The sequence below is a fragment of the Methanococcus voltae genome, from assembly GCF_024807655.1.
GTDB lineage: Archaea > AGJL01 > Methanococci > Methanococcales > Methanococcaceae > Methanococcus > Methanococcus voltae_D.
This window is the reverse complement of record NZ_JANUCR010000006.1, coordinates 64,365-89,929: the sequence shown is the minus strand read 5'-3', so window position 1 is coordinate 89,929 and position 25,565 is coordinate 64,365. Positions and strand designations below refer to the sequence as shown.

Below are 25,565 nucleotides of genomic sequence, written 5' to 3'. Positions count from 1 at the left end.
ACCTAAATATTATCTCTATCGGTGTCTTTTTTATCTTTATTTTCTTTATTTTCTTTATTTTCAATAGTTTTATTAATATCCTTTATAATATTGCCATCGTAAATTTTTATAAACGCTTCAGAACTGTTTATATTAGGATTTACTCGATATGTTATACAATCTTCATAATCATCATGGTCAAATCCTATTAAATCCATTTTTGAACATATTTTACTTTGTATTAATCTATTATTTTGTAATTCATCGTCATATTCTTTTAATTCTTTATTTAATTTAAAATGTTTATAATGGTCTCTAAGTATGATTTGTATATTTTCCCAATTTTCGTGTGAATATTCTTGTAATAATGGGATAATCTTATTTTCAAAGATATTAATTAGCTCTTTAAACTGTTCATCTTCATCTTCTATATCAAAAAGATTCATAAAGTAAGCATGCCCGATTGTTTGGTCTCTTCCGTATAAATATTCTATTCTTTGATTTATTGCAGTTAACATTTTGCTTATATTTATATCTTTTACAACTAAATCCTTTAAAAGTTCGGAATTTGGCATTATTTCTTCAAAATGGAACCTTCTTCTTAAAGCAGTATCTATTAAAGCAATAGAACGGTCTGCGGTGTTCATAGTACCTATAATATATAAGTTATTTGGAACTCCGAAAGTATCTTGTGAGTATGGCAATGTTGTTCTAATCTCGTTTTTATCCCCTATTCGCTTATCTTCTTCTAATAATGTTATTAATTCACCAAATATCTTTGAAATATTGCCCCTGTTTATTTCATCTATTATAAGAACGTAATTTTTTAAATTTTCTACTTTTTTAGGAGTATTTTCCGATATTTCATTTATATTATTTAGTTTATTTAATAAACCATCATAATACGTTTTTAAACCGCCCGTTAATATTTTATCCGTAGTTTTATGATTATACATATCCTTTAACGTTGCAATACATAAACTATGTTTTGAACTACCATTTTTTTTATCAAAACGAATTGTAGTATTCGTTACGTCTGTTATATTATAGTATGATTGTTTAGTCTCAATTTTTAGAGTTTCTCCGTCAATAAAGTTAGTATCTTCAGTTAATTTTTCAAAAGCTTCTTTAAAATCTAATCTATTATTCAAATTAGTGTTATTACTATTTTTATAATTTTTAAGTGCTTTGTTGCATATTTCTTTAAAAATTCCATCTTTTATAATATAAGATATATTTCCTTGTTCGTCAGTTTCTGGATTAATTCCTTCGATGAAATCTTCATAACTATACGATTGATGGAATGTTATAAATTCAATTTGACCATTTTCTTTTAATTCTTCGTATCTTTGAATTATTTCATTTCTGGTCATTTCTTTTATTTGATTTTCATCTAAATTATCGATAATTTGAACTGCTTTTGCAATTGTATTGTATGTCTTCCCAGTCCCTGGCGGTCCGTAAAGTATTTGATTTAATGGATAGTCTAAATCATATGCCGTTTCTTCCATATCCATACCCTTTATTTGTTCATAGCATTCTTTTGCTTCTTCGTACCTTCCCAGCTTTTCCAAAGCAATTGCTTTATGGCGTAAAGCATCTATGTGATTAGGATTTAATTTTATAGCCTTATCATAGCGTATTATGGCTTCTCCATATCTTCCATATTCATGATACTGATCTCCCAGTATACTCCATAAAAAGCTATAGCTAATACTCACTCCTTTATCGTTACTATTTATTATCAATTCGTCAATAGTGTCTCTACTATTGTCCAATATATAACTGTAGCCAGTATATAGTTTTAAAGCTTTATAGTAGCATGATAAGGCCTTTTCGTATCTCCCCAACCATTCTAAAGTAATTGCTTTATGATGCAAATATATTACATTTTCAGAGTCTACGTCTAAAGCTTTATTGTAACATTCTAGGGCTTTTTCATATTCTTTCATATTATGGTATACATTTCCTTTATTGCACCATACAACAGTATATTTAGAGTCTACGTCTAAAGCTTTATTGTAACATTCTAGGGCTTTTTCATATTCTTTCATATTATGGTATACATTTCCTTTATTGCACCATACAACAGTATATTTAGAGTCTACGTCTAAAGCTTTATTGTAACATTCTAGGGCTTTTTCATATTCTGTAAAATATCGATAAAGATTACCCTTATAAAAATAAAGTAGTTTATTATTTTGCCATAATTGAATGGTTTTGGATAAAAAATCTAATAAGTCATTATATGTTGATTGAGTAATCTTTATATGTGAGCCTTTCTCCCCATAATGGTAATCATAATCCCCCCATATTTGATAATCATTTTTATCATAAGCTGTACTGTAGAATGCCCCAACTTTTTCATAATATTTCAGAGCTTCTTCATAGTTTTCTAATATACAATAAATGTCACCAACATACTTATGGGAATAAATATAATTTACTGTACGACAATCGGGGGGACTTATTTCTATAATTTTAATATAATATTTCAGGGCTTCTTCATATTCTTCGAGAATTTTGCATACGTTAGCCATATTATATAACAGATCTATATCGTTGGGATATTCTTTTAAACCTTTAGCAAATACGATTTTTGCTTTTTCATATTCTTTCATTTTGACATATTCTTTTGCATTACTACGTATATCCATTAAATTATACTTTATTTCTAACTTAGATTGTTTTACCATATTATTCCTTTATTTTTTAAATTTCAATATATTATTTTAATTAGTAGTCATTAGTTATTTCATATATTCATATATATCTATATAAAACTTTTGTAAATTACAATTTTTTTAAAAAGTAAATTTTTATATAATAGATTAATACAAAAAAATAATAAACTAATAAACTAATAAACTAATAAATCAATAAATAATAAACTGATAATAAAATTATCGATGTAATAGCATATTTATTAAAAGGTGGGAATTTGTCTAATGAAATAGAAATAACCAAAAGAGAACCAAATGAATCACAAAAACGTGCAATTGAATACACAAATGGTCCATTGCTAATATTGGCAGGTCCTGGCTCTGGGAAAACATTTACGATTACAAATAAAATAATTAGTCTAATCGAAAACCAAAATTTAAAGCCTGAAAAGATATTAGCACTTACATTTTCGGAAAAAGCAGCAAATGAAATGTTAACGAGGGTAGAAAAAGAAATAGGGCTAAATACGGGCATATCTATTTCAACGTTTCACTCATTTTGTAATGATTTGATAAATGAATTTGCTTTTGAAATTGGTCGGGGTAGCAATTTAAAACTAATTTCCAAAGAACACGCTTGTGTTTTTGGAGTTAAAAACATCGATTCGTTTAATTTTGAAACTATTAAGGTTAAAAATAATTCATATGGTGCAATTTCTAAATTATATGATGGTATTTCTCAATTCTATGACTTTTTAGTATCTCCAGAGGAACTAAACAATTATATAACGACACAATTGCCAAATGAAGAAGATGAAGAAAAAATCGAAGAATTAAAGAAATTATATGATTTATGTAAATATTACAAAGCTTATAAAGAATATAAGCTTAAAAATGGTTTAATAGACTATAATGATATGATTAGTATTGTTTGCAATCTTTTAAAGGAAAATACAGTAATTAAAAAGAAATTACAAGATAGGTACGATTATATACTTGTGGATGAATTTCAAGATACCAACTTTGCACAGTTGGATTTAATAACAAAACTCGTTAAAAATGACAATTTAACTTGCGTAGCGGACGATGACCAGTGTATTTATCGTTTTAGGGGTGCATACCTTACAAATATTAAAGAATTGAATTATATATACCCGGCACTCGAAAAAATCACACTCGATGTAAATTACCGTTCTACGGATGAAATCGTTGAATTATCAAAAGAATTGATACAAAACAATCCTAATCGAGAAAATAAAGAATCTAAGGCGCATGACGGAAATGGAGAAAAAATAAAGATTTTAAAGACTCCAGATGATTACAGTGAAGCCGAATGGGTGGCGGAAGAAATTGAAAAGCTTATATCTACTAAAAATGACGATGATTTGACATATGAACCAAAAGACATATTTATATTAACAAGGACGATAAAAGACGGTAAAAAATACAGTGAAGCCTTAAAAAATAGGATGATACCGAGCGAATACATTGGAAATCACAACTTACAAGAGCAACCGATAATTAAAGACGTTTTAGCATACATAAATGTGGTTTCAAATCCTTTTGAATCAGGTGTAGATTTTAAACGGATATTTACCCGCGAAGGAGTAGATGAACACGATATCCAAAAAATAAATCAAAAAGCAAAGGAATTAAGCTATAAAAATGCTGAAGGAGACGGTATTTATTATACATTGCAGATGTTATATACTAATGAATATAATGAATATAATGAATATAATAAAGATAATAAAGATAATAAAGATAATAACGAAGAATTAGATACATTAACCAATTCTAACGTTGATTTAAACCTTAATTTAGACCTTGAAGATAAAAATAAAGACATATTATTAAAAATATTTGAAAATATTAAAGAATTAATATGTTATAAGAAAAATCATAAACCATCTGACACTTTAATCTACTTGCTAAATAAAAAGACCGATATTTATAAAATAGAAGCTTATAACGATACTAAATTATCTCGAAAAAACATACATTTGTTAAATTCACTTGTAAACGTTGTAGAAGATTTTGAAGAAACATCTAATTTAGAATTTGAAAATATTTCGGAATATCTAAATATATTGTCAAATTTAGAAATACAACAAGAAAATGAGTTTGACAATAGTAATACTGTTAAAATAATGACAATACATCAATCAAAAGGTAAAGAGGCAAAAGTCGTATTTATAGGGGACCTTGCAGATAGGCACCTACCTTTACGCTATAACTCAAAAGAGTTCACCGTACCCGTAGAATTAATGAAAAGCCGTATTAAAAACAATGTTCCAGAAAAGGAATTACATAAAGAAGAAGAATTGCGATTGCTATATGTAGCAATGACAAGAGCAATGAAAAAACTGTATTTGGTTTATCCAAAACGATATACGGGAAATAAGCGAGATGTAAAGCCAAGCGAGTTTTTAGAATATATTAACCATATTTATAATGAAAAAGTAGAATTCATCGAATCAAAGCCATTTGAAAACCATAACGTTTATTCTGAGACACTGTTGTCTAAAAAAATTAACGAATATGAAAAATTAGTTTCAAAATATACCATAAATAAAATGTACGATAAAGCTTTAAATTCACTTATTACCCTTGCAAAATTAAATGAAGTTGAAAAATCAGGTAATTTGACAGGTTTTGATTTAAATGACGTTTTAAAACTTGATAAAAATTGTAATATAGTTAATAAAGAGAATATTACTAACGCTAATAATACTAATAATAATGAAGATGAAAAAATAACAAGGTTGATAAACAATGAAATTCAACTTCCTCCGTTAGTTAATCCAGATATGGCTTTTTCACCATCTAAAATAGTAGATTATGACAGTTGTCCTTTAATGTTTAAATATAAGAACGTATTATCGATACCGACACCTAAAAAGTCCTACTTTTCAGTAGGGAATACCGTTCACAAGATATTTGAGATATTAGGTGATAAAAAAATTAACGATGAGCGTATTACAATTGAAATGGCTCAAAATATGCTTTTAGAAAATTTAAAAGAGCAAGATTTTGATTCAAAGACAGAATATGATGAACAAATGACGAACTGTTTAAATATGTTAAATTACTGGTTTGAGTTTGAAAAAAATAATGTTGATAAAATTATTAGTGTTGAGGAAAAATTTAGCATAAATTTATGTAATCATACTATAAACGGTATAATAGATAGAATAGATAAAACAACCGATGATAATTATATAGTACTGGATTACAAAACTGGAAAAACGGCACTATCTAAAAATAAGTTGTTGAATAACATTCAATTGATAATTTATGCAATTGCTGTTAAAGAGAAGTATGGCAAATATCCTATTCAAATAGGGCATATTTACCCCGCTATCGCTAAAAGCGTTATTTTAGATATCGAAGAATCTAAAATTGAGGAAATTAAGCAAAATATTGAAAGTTATATCGATAAAATAATGAATGAAGACTTTGAGGTTGTTAAAAATCCATCAAATTGTCATTTTTGCGATTATAAAAATATATGTGAATATTTGAATAATGAATAAAACTTAAAAACTTAAAAAATTATTATATTTTTTTATTATTTTTATTATGTTAATTATTATTATTTTTATTATATTTTAATACCTTTATGTACCATATGTGATATTTCTATATATTTATATACCTTTACTTTCATATAAGTAAATAATCATAATATATTTACTCTCAAATGAGTAAAGGTATATAAATACTATACTTAATGGTGAAATTATGAACGATAAAAATGTTATAAAATCAATAATTAAAGAATATTCACAAAAAGATATAACTTTAAATGAAAGAAATATAAGTTTGCCAACGACTAATAAAGCTCTTGCGGTTGTTGGTATAAGAAGGTCTGGAAAAACGTCTATATTGATGAAATTATTTAAAGAAACCAAAGATGCTATATTTTTTCCACTCGATGACGATAGAATATTCCCTGTAACCTTGGAAACGTTAAGAGAAATTGTAAAAGTCTCAAAAGAGATGTATCCCAATAACAAGATAACATTTTTCTTTGACGAAATTCAAGAAATTGATAATTTTGAGTTGATTGTAAAACGATTAGTGGAAAAAGAAGAATACAAGGTTTATTTAACTGGTTCGTCTTCAAAATTGCTTTCAAAAGAAATTGCAACCCAACTAAGGGGTAGAAGTTTAACTGTTGAAGTATTTCCACTATCTTTTAAGGAATATTTAGAATTTAAAGGAATTAAAGGAATAAATAAAACAAATACAGAATTTGACGTATTAACTGAGCAAGAGCACGCTACAATAATATATCATTTGGAAAACTATCTTAATTATGGAGGATTTCCTGAAGTAGTACTTGAAGAAGAAAATAGGGACGATATTTTAAAGAATTATCTTGACATGGTAATTTATAAGGATATAGTCGAACGTTATGGTGTAAAAAACACTGATTCATTACGTTTATTCTTAAAATTTTTAATTAATTCAAATACAAAGAAAGTATCGATAAATAAGCTTGCAAATACTTTTAAATCGATGGGCGTTAAGGTAAGTAAAAATACATTATATGAGTATTTAAGCCATTTAAATGATTCTTATGTAATTTTTCCATTAAAAAAATACTCTCATAATTTAAAAGAAAGTAGTTTAAGCTTAATGAAATCTTATATAATAGATAATGGATTTATAAACATTTATGACTTTAAAAATTCACCCGATAGTGGTAAATATCTTGAAAATGCAGTCTTTCTTGAATTAAGACGAAGAGGTTTAGTTGAAAATCAAAATATCTTTTATTACGAAGATAACATTGGGGAAGTTGACTTTTTAGTAAAAAGAAATGAACATATTTCTAAGCTTATAAATGTTTGTTATGATTTAAATATGGATAATTACGATATAGAGATTAAAAAACTTGTTAAAATTGGAAAAAAAGTTAAATGTGATGAGTTATATCTGATAACGTTTGACCAAGAGGATGAAATAAATGAAGATGGATTTATAGTTAAATTAATTCCGTTTTGGAAGCTTTGCGATATTGAAATTTAATTATGAATATTATTTACGTTATGAAAAATATTATTGTTGAACCGAACCTCTCTCCCTACGTTTTGAATGAAGATAGTTCAAAAACACGTACTATATACAAACCGAAAGATATATGACTCAAGCCCTAAGCCCATCATCTTAAAAATCAAAGATTTTTAAAATATCTAAAATCGTAGATTTTAGTATAAAGGATTTTATGAACGAAGTGAATAAAATGATTTGGGATGAAGTGAATAAAAATGAAGCGTTAAAAGATGAAGGGATATTTTTAGATATGAATCGGATAAATCTGTTTATTTTAATTGTTATTTTAAATTATATATTAAAAAATAATAATAAAGTGCCGCCGAGGACGTTTTAAATATTAATATATTATATATATCCTTGCTCTCACAAATTTTTTGGATTTTGAAAAAATTTAAGGTGTTTATTTATTTAGTGTTAGTTCTTTGAATAAACGCCAGAAATAAATTCTTTAAAATATTCTATATTTTCACTAATACCTTTATTATAATAACTTTCAGATGATGGATTAATTTCTTTTAATTTTTCTAATAAATTATTTATCGCTGTGAGTTCTTTAATTCTTTTATTTTCCCTATTTTTAGTAGTTCCATCTGAATTTTGGGTTGATTCTTTAATCGATTTAATTTTTTTATCGTTACTTATTTCGTCTAAATCCGCACATATATCGTATATCAAGCTTTCAGATAATTTTATAGTATTATAGGGGCTTTTTTCATAAATAAAAGGTAACTCTTTGGATAATTTATTAAAAATATCTTCATAATGTTCATAAGCATATCCTTGATTGTATTCAAAATCAATTAATTTTCTATTTTTTAGTATTCTTAAAGTAGCAAACATTAAATAATACGTTTTAGCGGATTTTACCAAATATTCATTAAGTGCATCTTCAAAAGTTGAATAATTATATGTTAACTTGTTGAGTTCCCAAAAAATAGGATATTCTTCTAAAGGTATTTTTTTTAATTCTAACACTTCTTTTAAAGATTCTAAAGAATTAACATTTTTATTATTAAAATAATCTATTATTTCATCTTTTATTTTTAAACTTACTTCACTGTATTTTTTTCTAAATTTTATCAAATCGGTTTTTTCCATAAATTCCCCCTACGCAAAATATTAATGAGTATATAATTATATACCAAAATATTATTTAATATCGTAACATATATATTAATAATAATCTAATTCATATTTATAAAATTGTACGGCATAATTGAGGGGATTAGTATCAACGAGTATATAGCAACTTGGAATAACATAATAGCAAACTGTAGTTATGATAATACATATAAAATGGCATGGGCCAAGGCTTTGGTAGAACTATGCGTTCTAAATACGGATTTAAAAGATAAATCAATTAATCAATATAATTCAAAAGAAACAATAACGTTTACTTTCGAAGAAATTGCAGAACTTTATTTAAAATATTATTGGAATCAAACAATATACTTCGATTTAGTACAAGGTTCTAATCTTACAAAATTACCAGTTATTATACAGCACGTTAAAAAATTAATAAATGAATACAAACTTATTGCAGGAAATAATCCTAAAAAATATGAAAAAATAGACTTTAAAGCGTTAGGTTTAGAAAAATCTTACAAAAATACCATAAAAAAGATTTCTAATGTATTGCCTGAAAATGTAGCTTGGAGATTTAAAAAATTAAATAAAAATACTTATGAAATTTATGAATTAAATAGGGAAAAAAGGACTGTTAGTTTTAAATTAGAAGATTCAATGATTTTAAACAAATATTCTGATTTAATGTTTCAAATAATAAATTATCGATGGACTCAGATGTTAGAAGGTTTTAACTTATCTCCCCGAATATCTTCAAAAGTAAAAGTATCTGACCAGTCCGAAATTAAAAGAAATAGCTTAAATAAATTTAAAAAGTTTTTAGACTGTGAGTTTGAAGATGAAAATAGGTATTGTTTTTATAGCAATGAAGAATTATCCGATGGTTTAACTTCAATCGACCACGTTATACCTTGGTCTTTTATGTACTCTGACGACATATGGAATTTAGTTTATTGTAATAGATGTATAAATTCGAGTAAATCAAATAAAACGCCTGCAGAAAATACTATAGAAAAGTTAGAAGATAGAAATATATTACTCTTAAAAAAATTGGAAAATTCAATATACTCTACAAGTAAAATTACTAAGGAATTAAATTTAGCGATTAAAAAAGACTATGTTAGAAAATTTTGGATAGCTTCGAAGGGATAATATGAAAATTCAACACAACAAACTAGTAAGGGATAATATTATAAAAATTATTGAAAAAGACGGTAAAAAAGCAAGTTTTCATATTGCGAGTGATGAAGAGTATAAAATAAAGCTCTATGAAAAATTAAACGAAGAAATTGCAGAATTTAAAGATAATCCTTGCGAAGAAGAACTTGCAGATATTTTAGAAGTTATATATTCAATATCTAAAATTAATAATTTTGATTTAGAAACTGTTGAAAAAGTAAGAAAATCTAAATTATTAAAAAATGGGGGATTTGAAAAAAAGATAATCCTTGAAAATGTTACAGAAATTTAGGTTGTTAAATTTGATTATTTTTCACAAATAGAAAATATGTCAAATGGAACTAATAATTTTAGAATTTATATCCCATTAGTTGGTATTAATCATAAGTTTAAAAATTTTTTTGGGATAACTTCGGTAGAAAAGAAGAATGGGTTCCCATATGGAATTTACACTTAGATTCTCAAAACATGGTATTTCATATCCCTAACTTTGAATATTGTTTTGATAATTTAAAATGTTGTAAGGTTTTACATGGATTCAAAGAATGGGCAGATTATAAAAGATATTTTAGTAACGAAGATTATGAAAAACATATTGTAATCGATTCAAAAGCTTTACGAGGTAGTTTAAATAACATATATCCTGAAAAAAATATTGCGGTAAAATCATATGCAAATCCTAAGGAATTTATCGAATATATTTTTGAAACTAAAATACCTGTAGAATATAATAAACATGAACATGAAAATTGGATACATTTATTAGATGAGCTTATAGCTAATCGTTTAAATACGAATACATTCCAAATAATATGTTTAAAATTACTAAATGGGGTATTTTTACCAAATTTCAATACTCTAACTCGATAATACATCGAGATAAGTCTTAAGTTAATCCACAGGACTAAAACCGTTGCTTACATCGTGGTCCTGCAACCTGTGAGGAAACTTTTTTTAAAACGATATTTTGTTAGTCCTTAGTATTGTGAGTACGTAGGACTATTTTTATATCTTATTAAATATATATTATAACTATTATATGTCAATTTTATTAAGTTATTAGTAAGTTATGTATTTAAAGGTAGAGTATGAATAAAGACAAGAACAGTATAAAAGAACCAGTAAGCAAACATATTTTTATGTTACCATTTAAGTGGAATTTAACAGATGTGACCGGAAAAATTTATAATAATTATGATGAAAAATTAGATGTTCATAAATTAACAAATATATTAAAAAATGATGATAATTGGAAATTTGATGATTATAAAGTGAATGAACCTTTAAAATATAATGAATTTGTTTATTTTTACAATAATGTTAGAAAAGCAATTTTTGGAAAAGGTGTCGAAGATTTAAACGAAGAAAATGACAAATATAAAGATAATGAAAATAAATTATTAGAAAAATATTTAAAAAAAGAATATCCTGTGATACGATATAAAAACCCAAATTTTAAAAATAAAGACTATACGTTTAAACTCTATAAAAAAGATGAGGATACTAAAAATGATACTGAAAATTTATACTTTAATGAACTAGAATATAAGTTAAATATTGATAAAATTTATTTAAATATTTATAATACTGGCGTAGGAATACTATCAATTCATTTATCCAATTATGATTATTCGGAAAAAGAAGATATCATTAATATTAATGATTATGGGAGAAGAATTTATCCTCAATTTTTGGGGCTTTTGGACAAACAAATATATGTTAATGAAAATTTATGTGAAAATAATATTTTAAAAGGTCCCAAGACTAAATTTTTAGCAAATTTAATAAAAATATCAAGTTTAAATCCTGAAAATTTTGAAGAATACAATAGTATAACTAAATCAACTGAAGGACTTCAAAATCCTGTAAAATTGGCTAAACCCATAATGGATTTATTAGGTACTAGTTTTGACACTATAGGAAACTGTAATTCTGAATCAATTTGTATTGAGCCAATTATTGATGACCGTATGTTTACAATGTGTTGGTATGGAAATAATGACTTAGTAAATTATTTAGATGATTCAAAAAATGCTAAAAACTCAGAAAATAAAAACTTATTGAATTATAATAATAATAACTTTAATAATAACTATAATCACGAATATAATACACGTACTGATTATAATTATGAAAGTAATGAATATTGGCATAGATTTATGTTTATGGATTCAGGTGGTTCTTGTACTTGTCAAAATGAAAAATTATTAACTGAATTAAATAAAAAACATACCTATACCCGATGGTCTAATTATGGAACATTATATGGTGTTACAAGGTATTCTTTCGCATTGCTAACGACAGAATATTGTGATAATAATAAATTTTTAGTAAATCACTTCAAAACAATGTATTTTGAAATGGTTCAACTCTGTTTAGCTCAAAGGGCTTCTATATTAAAATTTTCCGAAGATATTTCTCAAAATTCAAAAAATGGCATAAATGGAAAAGGATTAGAAGGTAAAGGGCTTACCAATTATTTAAATAACGTTCGTTCATTATATGGCAGGTATATAAACTTTTTAAATTGTATGTATTTTAATGAAGTATCTGCACAAGAACAGGGTATTGAAATGTACGACCTTATACAAGACCGTATGAATATAGCGCAAAATCTTAAAGATTTGGATAATGAATTGAACGAACTACATCAATATGTTACATTAATAGAATCTAATAAGACATCTGAAAAAATAAACCTTTTGGCAATATTAGGGGCTTTATTTATCGTACCAACATTTTTTACAGGTTTCTTTGGAATGAATCTAACAATGTTTACCGGTGCAAGCACAGCAATTAACCAAAATGGATTAACCCCCCTATTTAGTATGGATTCTTCAAATGTATTCTTTACAATGTTGTACAATGCGGAGTTTTTACTATGGATATTTAACTTTATAATTTTGCCATTTGTACTGTTATATATATTATGGCATATCCATTATTATTGTCAAGTATCAATTAAAAAATTAAGAGAATACATGTTACTTTCAATTGTAATACTAATAATAACGGGATTTTTGGGCATAAATTTTGGATTATTGAGTTATATAACAGGTTATATTGGAAATAATTCCATATTGTACTTAATTGTAGAAATAATATATATTATATTAATTTTTATAATTTCTATCGTACTTATCAACATGCCTGGTTTAAAATCAATAATAACTTATATAAAATCAATTTTCAAAACTATTAATAAAAAAAATATCTGTAAAAAAATTCGAAAATTATTCAATGAATATTAAAAACTAATACATTCTTTTTTCAATTATTTACATTATATAATATTAATATTATCAGGATTAAATCGATATTTTTATATATTTTCCAAACTAATTAATATGTATTAAATAATTAAGTGGGTATACAATAGGTGAATTTATGACATCGAACGAGTTAACTATTGAATTAAAGCAACATACACCTATGATTCATTTCCAACATGAGCAAAGTGGGGCAACTCTTAGGGGAACGGAGTTAAAACCTAAGTTGGATAAATTTTTAAAGAAGTATGCTTTTGAAAATAATATTGAACAATATAAAACATTTTTAATTGGATATAATACGGAAAAAGAAGATAAGGAAATTAAAAATGAAGCTTTTGATTATAGGGTTACAATAAAAGTTTCAAGAGAAAATAATGCATATGATATTAGTAAAAATCCATTTAATAAATTATTTTTTGGAAATTCTGGATTTGGAAATAGGGATAAATATAAATTTAAAATGTATAATGAGATTGAATTAAAAATTTTTAGTTTTCATACTGAATTAATAACAAAAATTCAAGAAAATATTGAAAGTTTTTTCGCAATAACAAACTTTGGAGCAAGACAAAATAAAGGTTTTGGCTCTTTTACAGTTAAAAAAATAAATGGTACGGACAAAAATACTGATTTTAATGAATTATATAAAAAATTACTTGAAAAAGAAAAAAAATTTGAATTAAATGAAAAGAATAGGTCTAAAATAGTTGCAATTTATGAATATTCAAAATTTGGCGATATGGAAGAAGCAGTTAGACAGATTGCTTATGATTACAAATACTTAAAATCAGGCTTAACCGAAGAGGATTTTAAGTTAAAAGATGATGAAAAGGATGAATTGCAAGATACGATTGATATTTTCAAAGAACAGTATAAAGACGAGAAATGTAAAATTTATAAAAAATCATTACTTATGGAATATTTTAATAATCCTACTAAAAAAACCTACTGGGAAAAGCGATTTATAAAATATAGTTTAAAAAAGGCATATAATAAGAAAACAAGTAATTCTGAGAATTTATTCAATGATTTAAAAGGTGATAAAAATAATAAAAATTTATATAAAAATTCCGACAAAAAACAAGATTATGATTATAAATTTATTAGACCTTTATTGGGATTGGGAACAGGTTTTAGGTTTATGAAGAAAGAAAGTCCAAAGAAATTTATCAACATTGGTATAAAAAATAGGTCTAATAATCCAATAGAGCGTTATCAGTCTCCAATATATTATAAAGTTATAGATAATATGCCATATATGATATGTTATGAAACTAATGCATTCAAAAATGTACAAAGATATTCTTTTAAACCTTCACTCAATAAAAAAGATAACTATGCTAATTTAAAATTGGATAAAATATCTGATTTAGAAGTTCCATCAGATTTTGATATTAAAGATTTTTTAGAAAAGAATATGAAAGAATTAGACTATGAACCAGTAGGGGTGAATAATGACAAAAAACAATAATTATTTAGGATTTACAATCGGTCCAATTGTACAAACTATCGCTTCTGCTAAAAAAACAGGTCACGCTTGGGGTGGAAGTTATATATTTTCATATATTATGAAGCAGATGATAATAAAGCTAAAAGAAAAAAAAATAAATAAAGAGGACTTTGAAATATTAACCCCCTATGTTGAAGAAAACTTTAAAGATAACAAGTACAATGCAGGTTTATTCCCCGATAGGTGTATTTTAAAAGTTTCTAAGGATTTTAATAAAGAAAAATTTGAAGAAATTAAAAATAAAGTATTAAGTGAGTTGGCAAATAAAATAATATCAAAAAATCATGATAACGAATTAAAAGTAGATATTTCCAAAAATAATGCCCAAAAAAAAGTTTTAATGAATTATTTTCAAATTTATGGTGTTATAAAACAGTTTGAATCTAAAAAAGATGCAATAAATACATTAACAGAGTATTTAGACAGTTTAGAATTAGAACCAAATTATCAAAGTCATAATCCTTGTAATATAAAAAATCCATTGTTTAAATTTTTTGAAAATAATGCTATAAAAAGCAGTTTTTTAGCAGAAGATTGTTTTGGAGAGGATACTAAAAATATGATAAAATCACTTCCGGAAATTGCATTAGGTAATTTTATTAAATTTAATGATATTAAAATTGATAATTTTAAGGACTTAATAAATGGCGGAAAGTATAATGAAATTTATAAAAAATGTGCAGGAAATAAAAATTTTAAAAAACATTATAAATATTATGCCATTTTAAAAGCAGACGGGGATTCTGTCGGTAAAGTGTTAAAAAATTTCTTAAAAGAAAGTACCAATGAAACTAAAAATAACGAAGATATTGTGAAATATATCGAATTTTCAAAGAAATTGTTTAATTTTTCAAAAGAAACAGTTAAAATCATTGAAAATTACGGTGGTTTACCGATATACATTGGTGGCGACGATATATTAGCGTTTGTGCCTTTAATTTATCAAGATGATACCAATAACTTTAAAACAATATTTGGACTTATAGAAGATATTGACGAAAAATTTGATAAAAAATTTGGAACTGGGACAATAAATGAAAAAGAAATAAAACCATCTTTATCGTACGGACTAACGATTAATTATTACAAATATCCATTATATGAAGCTTTAAACGAATCAGATAATTTACTACTTGAAAAAGCTAAAAAATGTATAATAACACCTAATTTAAAAGATGAAAACAAAAAATATGAGAAAAATGCAGTTGCTTTAAAAATTTTAAAACACAGTGGGCAGGAAATACAAATTACATTAAATAAAATAAAAAAGGATGAAAAAGAACAAAAATCAGTATATAAAATATTTAAGGAATTGCTCAAAATTATATCCCCTAAAACAGAAGAAGAAGTTAAAGAAAATAGAAAAATATTGCAATCATTTAAGACAAAAATTGCAAAAGATGGAGTAATTTTAAATTCGTTATATAATTTATACGTAAATAATGGAACTAATGATTTTGAAAATAACATTAAAGAATTTGATAATTCTATTGACAATTACTTTGAAAATAACTTTAAAAAAGATGTTCACAAGTCAAATGAAAAACAAATTAACAATATTAAAAATTTATTAAAGGCTTGCTATTATGAATATCCGTACAATAATTCGAAAAAGGAAAATAATGCAATTGAAACTTTTGAAAGAATTTTAAGGGTATTAAGCTTCTTAAATGAGAGAGGTGAATAAATGACTGATGATTTAAATTACTATCTCGTTACATTAAAACCGATTGACAGTTATTTCTTTGGTGGAAAAGAAACTTTTGGAGAGGGTGCGGATGATTCTTTAAAAAATTATCTCGTAAATTCTGAAAAGTTCCCACAACAAACTACCGTTTTAGGAATGATAAGAAAAGAATTGTTAAAAATCACTGGAGATTATAAATCTAATATTATGGATTATCAAAAAGAAAATATATATATACACGAAATAATCGGGGATTTTAAATTAGAATTAGACAAATTGGAAGAGTTTAAAGAATATAAAGAATTTAAAACAGATATTGGGTATATTAAAGAAATATCGCCAGTAGTTTTATATAAAAAAGATAATGAAGATAAAAATAAATTAGAAATTTATACGCAAATACCTTTTAATTACCAACCTACTTGTGATAAAACTAAATTAAAGCCTTTAAAATTCAAAAACATTGAAAATGAAAATAAAGATATTATTACTAAAAATAATACTAAAGGATATTATGTACAAGAAGATAGTAACTACGTATACTTTAATCCTAAAACCCATAATAATGAAATAGTGTTTAAAGTGTTAGAATTTAATCAAAAAGATAATAGCTACACTGTGGAAACAAAAAATATCAATGAATTTGAAAATTTCAAAAAATATAGTGATATATTTATTGAAAATATAAATATTGGAATTAATATCTCTAAAAACAACAAGGATAATGAAGATGGATATTATAAGCAAAAAAGCTATAAATTAAGAAATAAAGATAAATTAGATGAAGAATGGGGCTTTTGTTTCATATTGTCACTTAAGAATAATAAAAAGTTGAAAAAATTAGATGAAAATTATATAAATATTGTAAATATGGGTGCAGAAAATTCGTCATTTAACTTGGAAATTCAAAAAATTGAGAAGGATAAATTATTTGATAATTTAAAATTTGAAGAAAATACAATAACATTAATGTCAGATACGTATCTTGCAAATGATGATTATAAGGAAATTAGGGAAAATTCTCTATTAATACATACGGAATTAAAGAATTTTGCTACAATTAATTTACAGGATTTTAAGCATAAAACTAAGCTTGATAATCAATATAAATTCCTAAAAAAAGGAAGCGTTATTCATTTTGAAAATGACAACAAATTGAAAATTGAAAAAATATTAAATGACAACAAATATGACATTCTTAAAAAAATTGGGTATAATCAATATGTAGCTATGGGTGATAAGGAATGAGTTCGAAAAATGTTTATTTTATAAAAACAATTACAAATCTTCACGTTGGCAGTGGTGATACCACATATGGTGTAATTGATAATATGGTTCAAAGGGATTGTGTTACAAACTATCCAATAATTAACTCTTCTAGTTTAAAAGGAGCTTTAAGAGCTTTCTTTGAATGTACGGGGAGTAAGGACGATGTAGTTAAAATATTTGGTAAAGATAGTAATACAAACTTGGAGAACGATGCGTTAGGTGGTAAGGGTAAAATGGCATTTTTTGATGCTAAAATATTATTTAGACCCGTTAGAAGTAATAAAAGACCTTATGTGTTAGTTACTTGTCCACAAGCTTTAAGTGATTTTTTCGAATATTTAGAGATTTCGGGGATTAAAGAAGATGAAAAAGAAGGTTTAAAACAATTAAAACAATTAACTAAAAATTATAAAAAAGTAGAAGATGAAAAATTTGAAAATATATCTAGTATAAAATTACAAGAGATAGATTTACAATCGCATAGTATTAATATATTTAATGATATTTTAAAAGGCGAAGAGCTTAAAATCTATATAACGACTAACGAAGAATTTAAAAACTTAGAATTACCCGTAATTGCAAGAAATCAGCTTGAAAACGGAGAAAGTAAAAATTTATGGTATGAGGAAGTAGTACCGCGGAAATCAATATTTTACTTTATGACAAACTGTGAAGATACTGAATTAGACAAGAAATTTGAAGGGGCTATTAATGAAAAATTAGTTCAAATCGGCGGAAATGCTACAATTGGATATGGATTTTGTAATATTGATATTATAAAAAGCAATGAGGGAAATAATGAGTAAAAAACAAGTCGAAAGTTATATACCAATTGCTTTAAATGTCATTAAAGAATGTAAAGAATGCGACAAAGTGGGTGATAAAGGGTTATGGAAAAATGATACGGAGATTAGAAAAGAAGTAAGCGGATACTTAGCTTCTTATGGCCCTGCAATTATTCAAAGCGGTTTAATACCTGCGGTTGTATTTTATGAAGGTAAAGACGAGAAGAAAATAGTAAATGATTTAATTTTAGAAGTCATCGGGAAAACAGATGATGAGGATTTATTAGAATACACATGTAATAATGAAGAAGAATCAAAAGAAAAAATAATGGATGCGATAATTGCTTTAAAATTAGCTTTAAGGACATTTAAAATTGAAGAGAAATAGGTGGTTTTTCGATGGCAAAGCGAAACAAAAAAAGTAGGAAAGAAAATGTTGTAAAAAAAATAACTAGTTTTACTACTTCAAATAACCTATCAAATAACCTATCAAAAAAAGATAATAATACTTCTAAGAATCAAAATAGTACCATTAATCAAAAAAATAAAAATTATAGGGGCAATTCTGAAAATTCAAAAATCGAATTAAATAATAAGAATATTAAAAATAATAAAAATAAAGTTATTAAAAACGAAAAAGCTGATAAAATGTCAAATGGAAATTTGGGATATTTATATTATAGAGAATATTATACAAATTTAGAAAAAAATGCAAAAGAAAATCCTAATATTGACAAAATTAAATTTAAACCTTCCATTTCTGTACAGGATATAAATAAGAATTATGAAAAAACTGAATTAATTCCCAAAAAGAACTTCGAAAAATTAAATAAAGAGTTTAAATTAAATATATTATATCCTGGTTTACTTATTGGTTCAGGATATACTCACGAAACCAGTCGTGCAGATGAAGAATTTAAATTAGGATTTTTCTTTGATTACACCACAGGTTTGCCAATAGTCCCCGGCTCTTCGGTAAAAGGTACTTTGAGAAGCATATTTCCGATAGGCGATGTAGATTCGTTAAATAAGGAAGAAAAAGAGTCTAAAAATAAGTCAAAAATTGACTACTTAGTAAATATACTCAACTTGGAAGATGGTATAAATATACAAGATAATAAAATAGAATTCATCGTTAAGTTAAGAGATTTAATATTTGAAGGTAAAGTTTCAGATAAAGAAACAATACCAATGTATAATAGAGATATATTTTTAGATGCTGAAATATACTCTGAAGATAATAATAACAAATTATTTGAAGATGATTATATAACACCACATAAAGAAGTTTTTAAAGACCCCGTACCTTTAAAATTCTTAAAAATAGGTCCAAATAATAAAATTAAATTTAACTTTTTATTAAATAATTCTCAAATAAATATAGCTGGAAATGAACCAATAGAAATATCTGCCGAAAATAAAATAGATTTATTTAAAAAGATATTAATAGATATAGGCATTGGTGCAAAAACAAAAGTAGGTTATGGAAATTTGGAATAGGAACAATAATACCAATAATTAATAATTAATTTAATTTATTATTAATTAAAATAGGTGATTACAATTATAAAAGAAACTTTTAAAACAATTCAATATACAATAACTTTTGGAATAAATGAAGGTTACTTTCACGAAAACGAAAAATTAATGAAAAATAATATTTCAAAAGAAATAGGGACAATTTTGCAAAAGTTATTATTAGAAACTATGAAAGAAACAGAAGTTTATCCTTCTGGTGTACTAAAAGCTACCAACTGTATATACAACACAGAATGGGGTTGCCCAGTAGGTGGGGAGGATACATTTACAATAATAGGTAGTGCAAATCCGAAATTTGTTAATTTAGAACTCTACAAAAAAGCAGTTATTTATTTTGCAGAACTCATAAAAAAAGAATTTAAACAAACAACCATCACTATTGAGTTTAAAGATGTGGAAATGGTTTATTTGTTTGAAGAATAAATAATAATAAAAGTAATAATAAAAATAAATAAATAATTACAAAAAATAAAAAATACAATAATTATTTAACTTTTACAATACTTCCTAAACCTCTTGAAACGGATTTACCAAGTCCTAAATAATCAGGAATATCAAAGTTAGTTTTAAACGTTCCTTTAAAACCTTTCATTTTTATATCTTTAAAGTTTAATTCAATAGGCTTTAAATCGACACTTACTTTAATTTTTTCATCAACTTTATAACCTATATTTTTAGACATTGAAAGTATATTACCAATTAATACGGATTTAAGTTTTTCTTCTTTATCTATATCATCTAATGCTAAGTAATTTGGATAATTATTCTGATTTAAAGACATCCACGGCGTTTTAAACTCGTAGGTATGTATTTCATTAGATAATCCAAAGTTTACGCTTTTGGAAGATAATTCAGCTCTTTGAACAGAATACTCTTTATCATCTATTTTTATAGTATCTTCATAAAGTACGACGTCTTTTAAAGTATTTGCACCTTCATTTATGGCTACGATTACAGGATTGCTGTCAATTACTTTAAACTGAACTGTGGGGTATCTAAAATGAAATTTCTTATTTTTAGTTTCTTCTTTAGTATTATCGTGATTATGGAATACTTCTAAATCTTTGTATTTATTAGCAAAATAACCTCTTAGTTTCATTCCATCTCTCATTTTTAAGTGTAAATCAATATATTTTATCATTAAGTATTGTAAATCCATTATATCTCCTTTATATATTTTAATAGAAAATTTGTATGGGTGCATCTTCTATTCTATCATAACGTAAATAACCGCCTTCGCAATATTCTTTATTTACTATTTCAATTTCTAAGTTGGACAATTCTTTTAAATTATCTTTAATATTGTAGTATTTGTCTTTTGAAATTGATATTTTATATTTATTCAATTTTTTAAATAGATTTTTTATTTTTATATTATTTTTTTTGGACTTTAATAATTCTTTTTCAATTTCGCCAATTATTTCATTAAATTCATTGTCATAATTTAAATAAATATCATAAATTCTATAATTATTATCTATTAAATTAAAACTGTCCCTAAAGCTTTTTATATTTAATTCTTTTAGGTTTTCTTCCATTTTATTCGAATCTATGTAACTTATTCGATTTCCGTGCAATTCGTGCTGATAAGTTTCATTTATAACTTGGAATTCATTTTCTGAAATTTCCCTATTTTTTTGTTTATTTAATATATCTTTGGTTAATTGAATACACCACGCTGGATATATAAATTTGGAATAACATTTATCTTTTTCATTTGTTACTTTGTAGATGTAAATTATACCTTTTTCATCATTTGCCCCATTTCTATTTGCACGACCTGAAGTTTGTGTTATACTATCTATTGGTGCAAAATCCCGATATATTACATCCATATCAATATCTACACCTGCTTCTACTAATTGAGTAGATACTACAACGTATTTTCTATTTTTATTTCTATTTTCTTTATCCTTAATTTTATCAATTATTTCCATTCTTTTTTTAGGGGCAACTTCTGTTGATAAATAAATTACTTCGCCATCATAGTTATTATTTTTATCCAACAACTTATTTGACATAAATTCGTAAACTTGACGTGCAGAATTCACTGTATTCATAACTATTAAAAATTTATCTTTTGATTTATTAGTATTATTAGTATTATTATTTTCATTATCTAAAATGTCATTTAAAACCAATTCTTTAAAATCTTCAATATTAATTTCTTCTTTTGATTTATTATATAGTGTAATTCTATTTAATTTCTCAAAATATTTTTTAGAACTTACTAATTCCATTGAATCGTCAAACAACGGCGTCATAGTAGCAGTAGCCAATATTATGTAAATTCCATATTTTTCACATAACATATTTAAATATTTGTTAATTATTTTATAATAACTTGGATTTATCGCTTGAATTTCATCAAGTATGATTATTGAATTTCTAAGGTTATAGTATCTATGATTAATTTTATTTAACCCAAGTTTGAAAAATGTGTTAAATAGTTGTACAAAAGTAGTAACAATGACTTTCCCTTGCCAATTGTCATAACTAAATTTTATATTATAATCTAAATATTTACTATTTTTATCACAGATATTACTATTATTATAAAATTCTTCTTCAGCTTCATTTTCTAAATTATCAGGAATTTCTGCTAAAGAGTGATATTTTATAAGTCCGTTATTATGAATACTTGTATTTTCATTATTCATATGTAGTAACTTTTCTAAAACTTCATAATTTTGGTCAATTACTGTAGTAAATGGTAATGAATAAATTATTTTAGGAAATATATTTTTTTTATTTAATTCATTTGCAATATGGAAAGCCGTATAATATGATAATAAAGTTTTTCCAGTTCCCGTAGGTAAATTTAAGGATAATACGTGATTTTCTTTTAAATTTATATTATTTAATCTGTTTTTTAAATCATTAAATATGTCATTTCTTATGTCATTTATATTTTTATTTATATTTTTAATATTTTTTACATTAGGTTCTATAGTATTCTTTTGATTTAAACTTTGAATATACGGCTCTATTAATTCTTTTGAATACATTGGAGAGTTTTTTTGCAAGTTTATATTTCCTGCGTCCATTTTATCTGCGGTTAGTAGTATAGAATACATATATTGGAGTTGTTCTATATCTTCCGAATTTGCAAAATCTGTATTTTTATCGATAGATTTTTTACAGGTTTTATAGCTTTTTTTGACAATATAGTTGATACTTTTAGTACCTGGAACCATTAAATTTCCAAAAAATTCTAAAATATCAATTTCATCCTCAAAAATACCATATTTTTTGAATAACTCATTGTAAATTAAATTTATTTCTTCAACGTATTCTTTTTTTCCATTAACAATACTATCTTTTTGTAAATTTATTAAATCGTCATCTACTAAAACTCGTTCTTCTTTTGCGTTTTTAATGTTTCCGTGATGTCTTTTTACAATCAAATATGAAAAATATGGTAAATTTTTGAAGTTTTCATTATCTACCTCGTCTAACTTATTTATTGATTTTAAATACTTTGAAACAACATAATATGTAAAATAAGCTGAAATTAAGCTATGATTTTTATATTTAGAATTTTTTAGAGTAGATTTTTCATCAATAATATTTTGTATATACTCTTGAAAATAAGGAGTAATTTTTCCAAAATCATGACAAAGTGCTATAATATATGTTATTTTCTTTAAAATAGAATATTCTTCATTATTTTGGAAATAAACCCCATAATAATTATTTGTAAAAAAATCACAAATTTGTAAAACACCTTCTAGATGGTCTTTTAATAATTTAGAAGGGTGAGATTTAATAGTATATGCTATATTTTTACATTCACTTTTACCATTATTTAAAGAAGTAGACACATTTCTCACCGATTTTAGATAAATTACTAAAATTATGTAGGTTGTTTAAGTTATTACAATTGATACGTATTGCATCTTTTGAAATTAAAACTCGTTTATATTCCGTATATTCTCTTTTTTCATTATTTTTGATAGGTATTGTATCAAAATAATATTTTTTATTAGCATCATTCAAATCAATTTCTATATTAAATTCTGCTACAGGAAATATTGAATCTATATGTTTTATATCCGTATGTTCTATTTTTGTATTCCCTATTTCATTTAATTCTTTAAATTCCCCAACATAACTTATTTTAGCAACATTTTCACTTACTCCCAAATAAGGGGTAAAAAAAACTTCTCCTGAAGCTAATTTGTCTTTCAAGGCGTTATAATTTTTTGAATCCCATTTTACGTATATATTATAATTGGGATTTCTTAAAAATTCAACATTAGCGGGAAAGTGGAACATTCCGGACTTTAGGGATAATAATTTTACAGATTGTAAATCTTTATCAATAGCCGATAGTACTTCGATTCCCAAAGTTAAATTTGAGGTCTCATGGATTAAATCTTCTTTTTTAATCCCTAATATGGCACCGATAAGTCCTTTAAGCGCTACAGGATGTATGCATAAATAAGTTAGTGCGGATGTGGTAGTATAGGGTTTTCTGAAACGTCCGTAATTACTTTGAACATTGAAAACTAATACATTTTTATCCATAATATCACGTTAAATATTTTTAAATATTTTGAATCATTGTAAAAAATTATTATTAGAATTAAATTATTATTAAAATATTAAATTGTTTTAATATTTGCATCTGGTTCATTTACTAAATTAACTTTCCCGTGCTTATATATGTTCACTGTTTTAATGCTGTCTTTTTTATTTTCAATATATTCATTTAATTTGATTAAATCGATTTCAACCTGGGAAATTTCTCTTAATTCTGTTGGTAAAATATTTTCTTTATAAACTACATCTATATAATCTAATTCACCATCAATATTATTATCATTGTAAATTATTTCAATTAAAACTCTCGGCATTTGGTTTTTAGAGGTACTTCTATAATTTTTAAGACCATTTATTAAAGCTTTTTTAAATGATTCTAAATCTTCTTCTTCAACATTGATATTTTGAACTTTTGCGACATTTTCATTATATATGGCGTAGGTTTTAAATAAAACATACGGGCTTATGTATTTAGACCATATTGAAGCCTGTTCCTTACCAGAACCACTTGCATAAGCGGCATTTCCTTGCATAAATTTAACTTCTGCCTCATGTAATGACTTACTCCACATCACTTGTAAAGGACCCATAATATCCCGCTTAGGTTTTGTAATAACTGCACCAAATAATTTAACATCGATATAGTTATTTAAAACGTGTTCTAATAACGTATTATCATCCAAATTTTCTTTGGCTTGAATATTTTTTACCATATCTTGACAGGATAAAATTTTACCTTTATCATCTTTTAAAGTTTGTACTAAAACGTCTTTTCCTTCTTTAATCCACTCATCTCGTACATATCGTTTAATCCGAACATCTGAAACTTCCAATTGACCCGTACTTTCATCTATTCTTGGTTTATTTTCCGATAACATATCTCCATTAGGATTTGCCATTGTACTGTCCCATATCAATAAATATTCTCTTGTATTTGCCATAATATCACCATTTCGAATTTTTTGAACTATATTTCAATTTGATAAA

Annotated in this window: 19 protein-coding genes; 13 read left to right on the top strand and 6 right to left on the bottom strand. The window is 25.1% G+C overall.

Annotated elements, in window-relative coordinates; translation table 11 throughout:
- Nucleotides 1-2: 2 nt before the first annotated feature.
- The gene (locus J3E06_RS07475) at nucleotides 3-2,675 is read right to left on the bottom strand and encodes a tetratricopeptide repeat protein (protein ID WP_013179932.1); all 2,673 of its coding nucleotides are present in this window, start codon (nucleotides 2,673-2,675) and stop codon (nucleotides 3-5) included.
- 245 nt (nucleotides 2,676-2,920) lie between these two features.
- Here J3E06_RS07475 and J3E06_RS07470 point away from each other — a divergent pair, with 245 nt between their 5' ends.
- Complete coding sequence (locus J3E06_RS07470) at nucleotides 2,921-6,178, top strand: ATP-dependent helicase (protein ID WP_013179931.1); 3,258 nt, start codon at nucleotides 2,921-2,923, stop codon at nucleotides 6,176-6,178.
- Nucleotides 6,179-6,386: 208 nt separating this feature from the next.
- Nucleotides 6,387-7,679, top strand: coding sequence for an ATP-binding protein (locus tag J3E06_RS07465; protein ID WP_013179930.1), 1,293 nt, complete (start codon nucleotides 6,387-6,389; stop codon nucleotides 7,677-7,679).
- A 441-nt stretch (nucleotides 7,680-8,120) separates the two neighbouring features.
- Here J3E06_RS07465 and J3E06_RS07460 read toward each other — a convergent pair whose 3' ends face one another.
- Nucleotides 8,121-8,804, bottom strand: a complete 684-nt coding sequence (locus J3E06_RS07460) for a hypothetical protein (RefSeq protein WP_013179928.1) — start codon at nucleotides 8,802-8,804, stop codon at nucleotides 8,121-8,123.
- A gap of 105 nt (nucleotides 8,805-8,909) precedes the next feature.
- On the opposite strand from J3E06_RS07460, the gene J3E06_RS07455 reads away from it, so the two are divergent.
- The 11 genes from J3E06_RS07455 (at nucleotide 8,910) to J3E06_RS07405 (ending at nucleotide 20,456) form a co-directional block, all read left to right on the top strand.
- Nucleotides 8,910-9,944: an HNH endonuclease domain-containing protein gene (locus tag J3E06_RS07455; protein WP_013179927.1), complete on the top strand. Its 1,035-nt coding sequence runs from the start codon at nucleotides 8,910-8,912 to the stop codon at nucleotides 9,942-9,944.
- A 1-nt stretch (nucleotide 9,945) separates the two neighbouring features.
- Entirely contained in the window at nucleotides 9,946-10,263 is a 318-nt protein-coding gene (locus J3E06_RS07450) for a nucleoside triphosphate pyrophosphohydrolase (protein ID WP_013179926.1), read from the top strand.
- 176 nt (nucleotides 10,264-10,439) lie between these two features.
- Nucleotides 10,440-10,841: a hypothetical protein gene (locus J3E06_RS07445; protein WP_013179925.1), complete on the top strand. Its 402-nt coding sequence runs from the start codon at nucleotides 10,440-10,442 to the stop codon at nucleotides 10,839-10,841.
- A gap of 218 nt (nucleotides 10,842-11,059) precedes the next feature.
- Entirely contained in the window at nucleotides 11,060-13,222 is a 2,163-nt protein-coding gene (locus J3E06_RS07440) for a CorA family divalent cation transporter (protein ID WP_013179924.1), read from the top strand.
- Nucleotides 13,223-13,358: 136 nt separating this feature from the next.
- Complete coding sequence (locus J3E06_RS07435) at nucleotides 13,359-14,714, top strand: hypothetical protein (RefSeq protein WP_013179923.1); 1,356 nt, start codon at nucleotides 13,359-13,361, stop codon at nucleotides 14,712-14,714.
- A complete protein-coding gene (cas10, locus tag J3E06_RS07430) occupies nucleotides 14,698-16,440 on the top strand; it encodes a type III-B CRISPR-associated protein Cas10/Cmr2 (protein ID WP_013179922.1) in 1,743 nt (580 codons plus the stop codon). The genes J3E06_RS07435 and cas10 overlap by 17 nt, the downstream gene beginning before the upstream one ends.
- On the top strand, nucleotides 16,441-17,688 hold the full coding sequence (locus J3E06_RS07425; RefSeq protein ID WP_013179921.1) for a type III-B CRISPR module-associated Cmr3 family protein: 1,248 nt from the start codon (nucleotides 16,441-16,443) through the stop codon (nucleotides 17,686-17,688).
- On the top strand, nucleotides 17,685-18,515 hold the full coding sequence (gene cmr4 / locus J3E06_RS07420; RefSeq protein ID WP_013179920.1) for a type III-B CRISPR module RAMP protein Cmr4: 831 nt from the start codon (nucleotides 17,685-17,687) through the stop codon (nucleotides 18,513-18,515). The genes J3E06_RS07425 and cmr4 overlap by 4 nt, the downstream gene beginning before the upstream one ends.
- On the top strand, nucleotides 18,508-18,882 hold the full coding sequence (locus tag J3E06_RS07415; RefSeq protein ID WP_013179919.1) for a type III-B CRISPR module-associated protein Cmr5: 375 nt from the start codon (nucleotides 18,508-18,510) through the stop codon (nucleotides 18,880-18,882). Before cmr4 ends, J3E06_RS07415 begins: the two co-directional genes overlap by 8 nt.
- A gap of 11 nt (nucleotides 18,883-18,893) precedes the next feature.
- Entirely contained in the window at nucleotides 18,894-19,994 is a 1,101-nt protein-coding gene (gene cmr6, locus J3E06_RS07410) for a type III-B CRISPR module RAMP protein Cmr6 (RefSeq protein WP_013179918.1), read from the top strand.
- A 54-nt stretch (nucleotides 19,995-20,048) separates the two neighbouring features.
- Nucleotides 20,049-20,456 carry a hypothetical protein gene (locus J3E06_RS07405; protein WP_013179917.1) on the top strand — a complete coding sequence of 136 codons (408 nt, stop codon included), beginning with the start codon at nucleotides 20,049-20,051 and terminating at the stop codon, nucleotides 20,454-20,456.
- Between the two features lie 61 nt (nucleotides 20,457-20,517).
- Here the strand turns inward: J3E06_RS07405 and J3E06_RS07400 are convergent, their stop codons facing one another.
- The 4 genes from J3E06_RS07400 to cas7b all read right to left on the bottom strand — a co-directional run bounded on the left by J3E06_RS07400 (nucleotide 20,518) and on the right by cas7b (nucleotide 25,519).
- Complete coding sequence (locus tag J3E06_RS07400) at nucleotides 20,518-21,192, bottom strand: CRISPR-associated endonuclease Cas6 (protein WP_013179916.1); 675 nt, start codon at nucleotides 21,190-21,192, stop codon at nucleotides 20,518-20,520.
- Between the two features lie 19 nt (nucleotides 21,193-21,211).
- Nucleotides 21,212-23,857 carry a CRISPR-associated helicase/endonuclease Cas3 gene (locus J3E06_RS07395; protein WP_013179915.1) on the bottom strand — a complete coding sequence of 882 codons (2,646 nt, stop codon included), beginning with the start codon at nucleotides 23,855-23,857 and terminating at the stop codon, nucleotides 21,212-21,214.
- Nucleotides 23,838-24,563, bottom strand: coding sequence for a type I-B CRISPR-associated protein Cas5b (gene cas5b, locus J3E06_RS07390; RefSeq protein WP_013179914.1), 726 nt, complete (start codon nucleotides 24,561-24,563; stop codon nucleotides 23,838-23,840). The genes J3E06_RS07395 and cas5b overlap by 20 nt, the downstream gene beginning before the upstream one ends.
- Before the next feature lie 77 nt (nucleotides 24,564-24,640).
- On the bottom strand, nucleotides 24,641-25,519 hold the full coding sequence (gene cas7b, locus J3E06_RS07385; RefSeq protein WP_013179913.1) for a type I-B CRISPR-associated protein Cas7/Csh2: 879 nt from the start codon (nucleotides 25,517-25,519) through the stop codon (nucleotides 24,641-24,643).
- Between the last annotated feature and the right edge of the window lie 46 nt (nucleotides 25,520-25,565).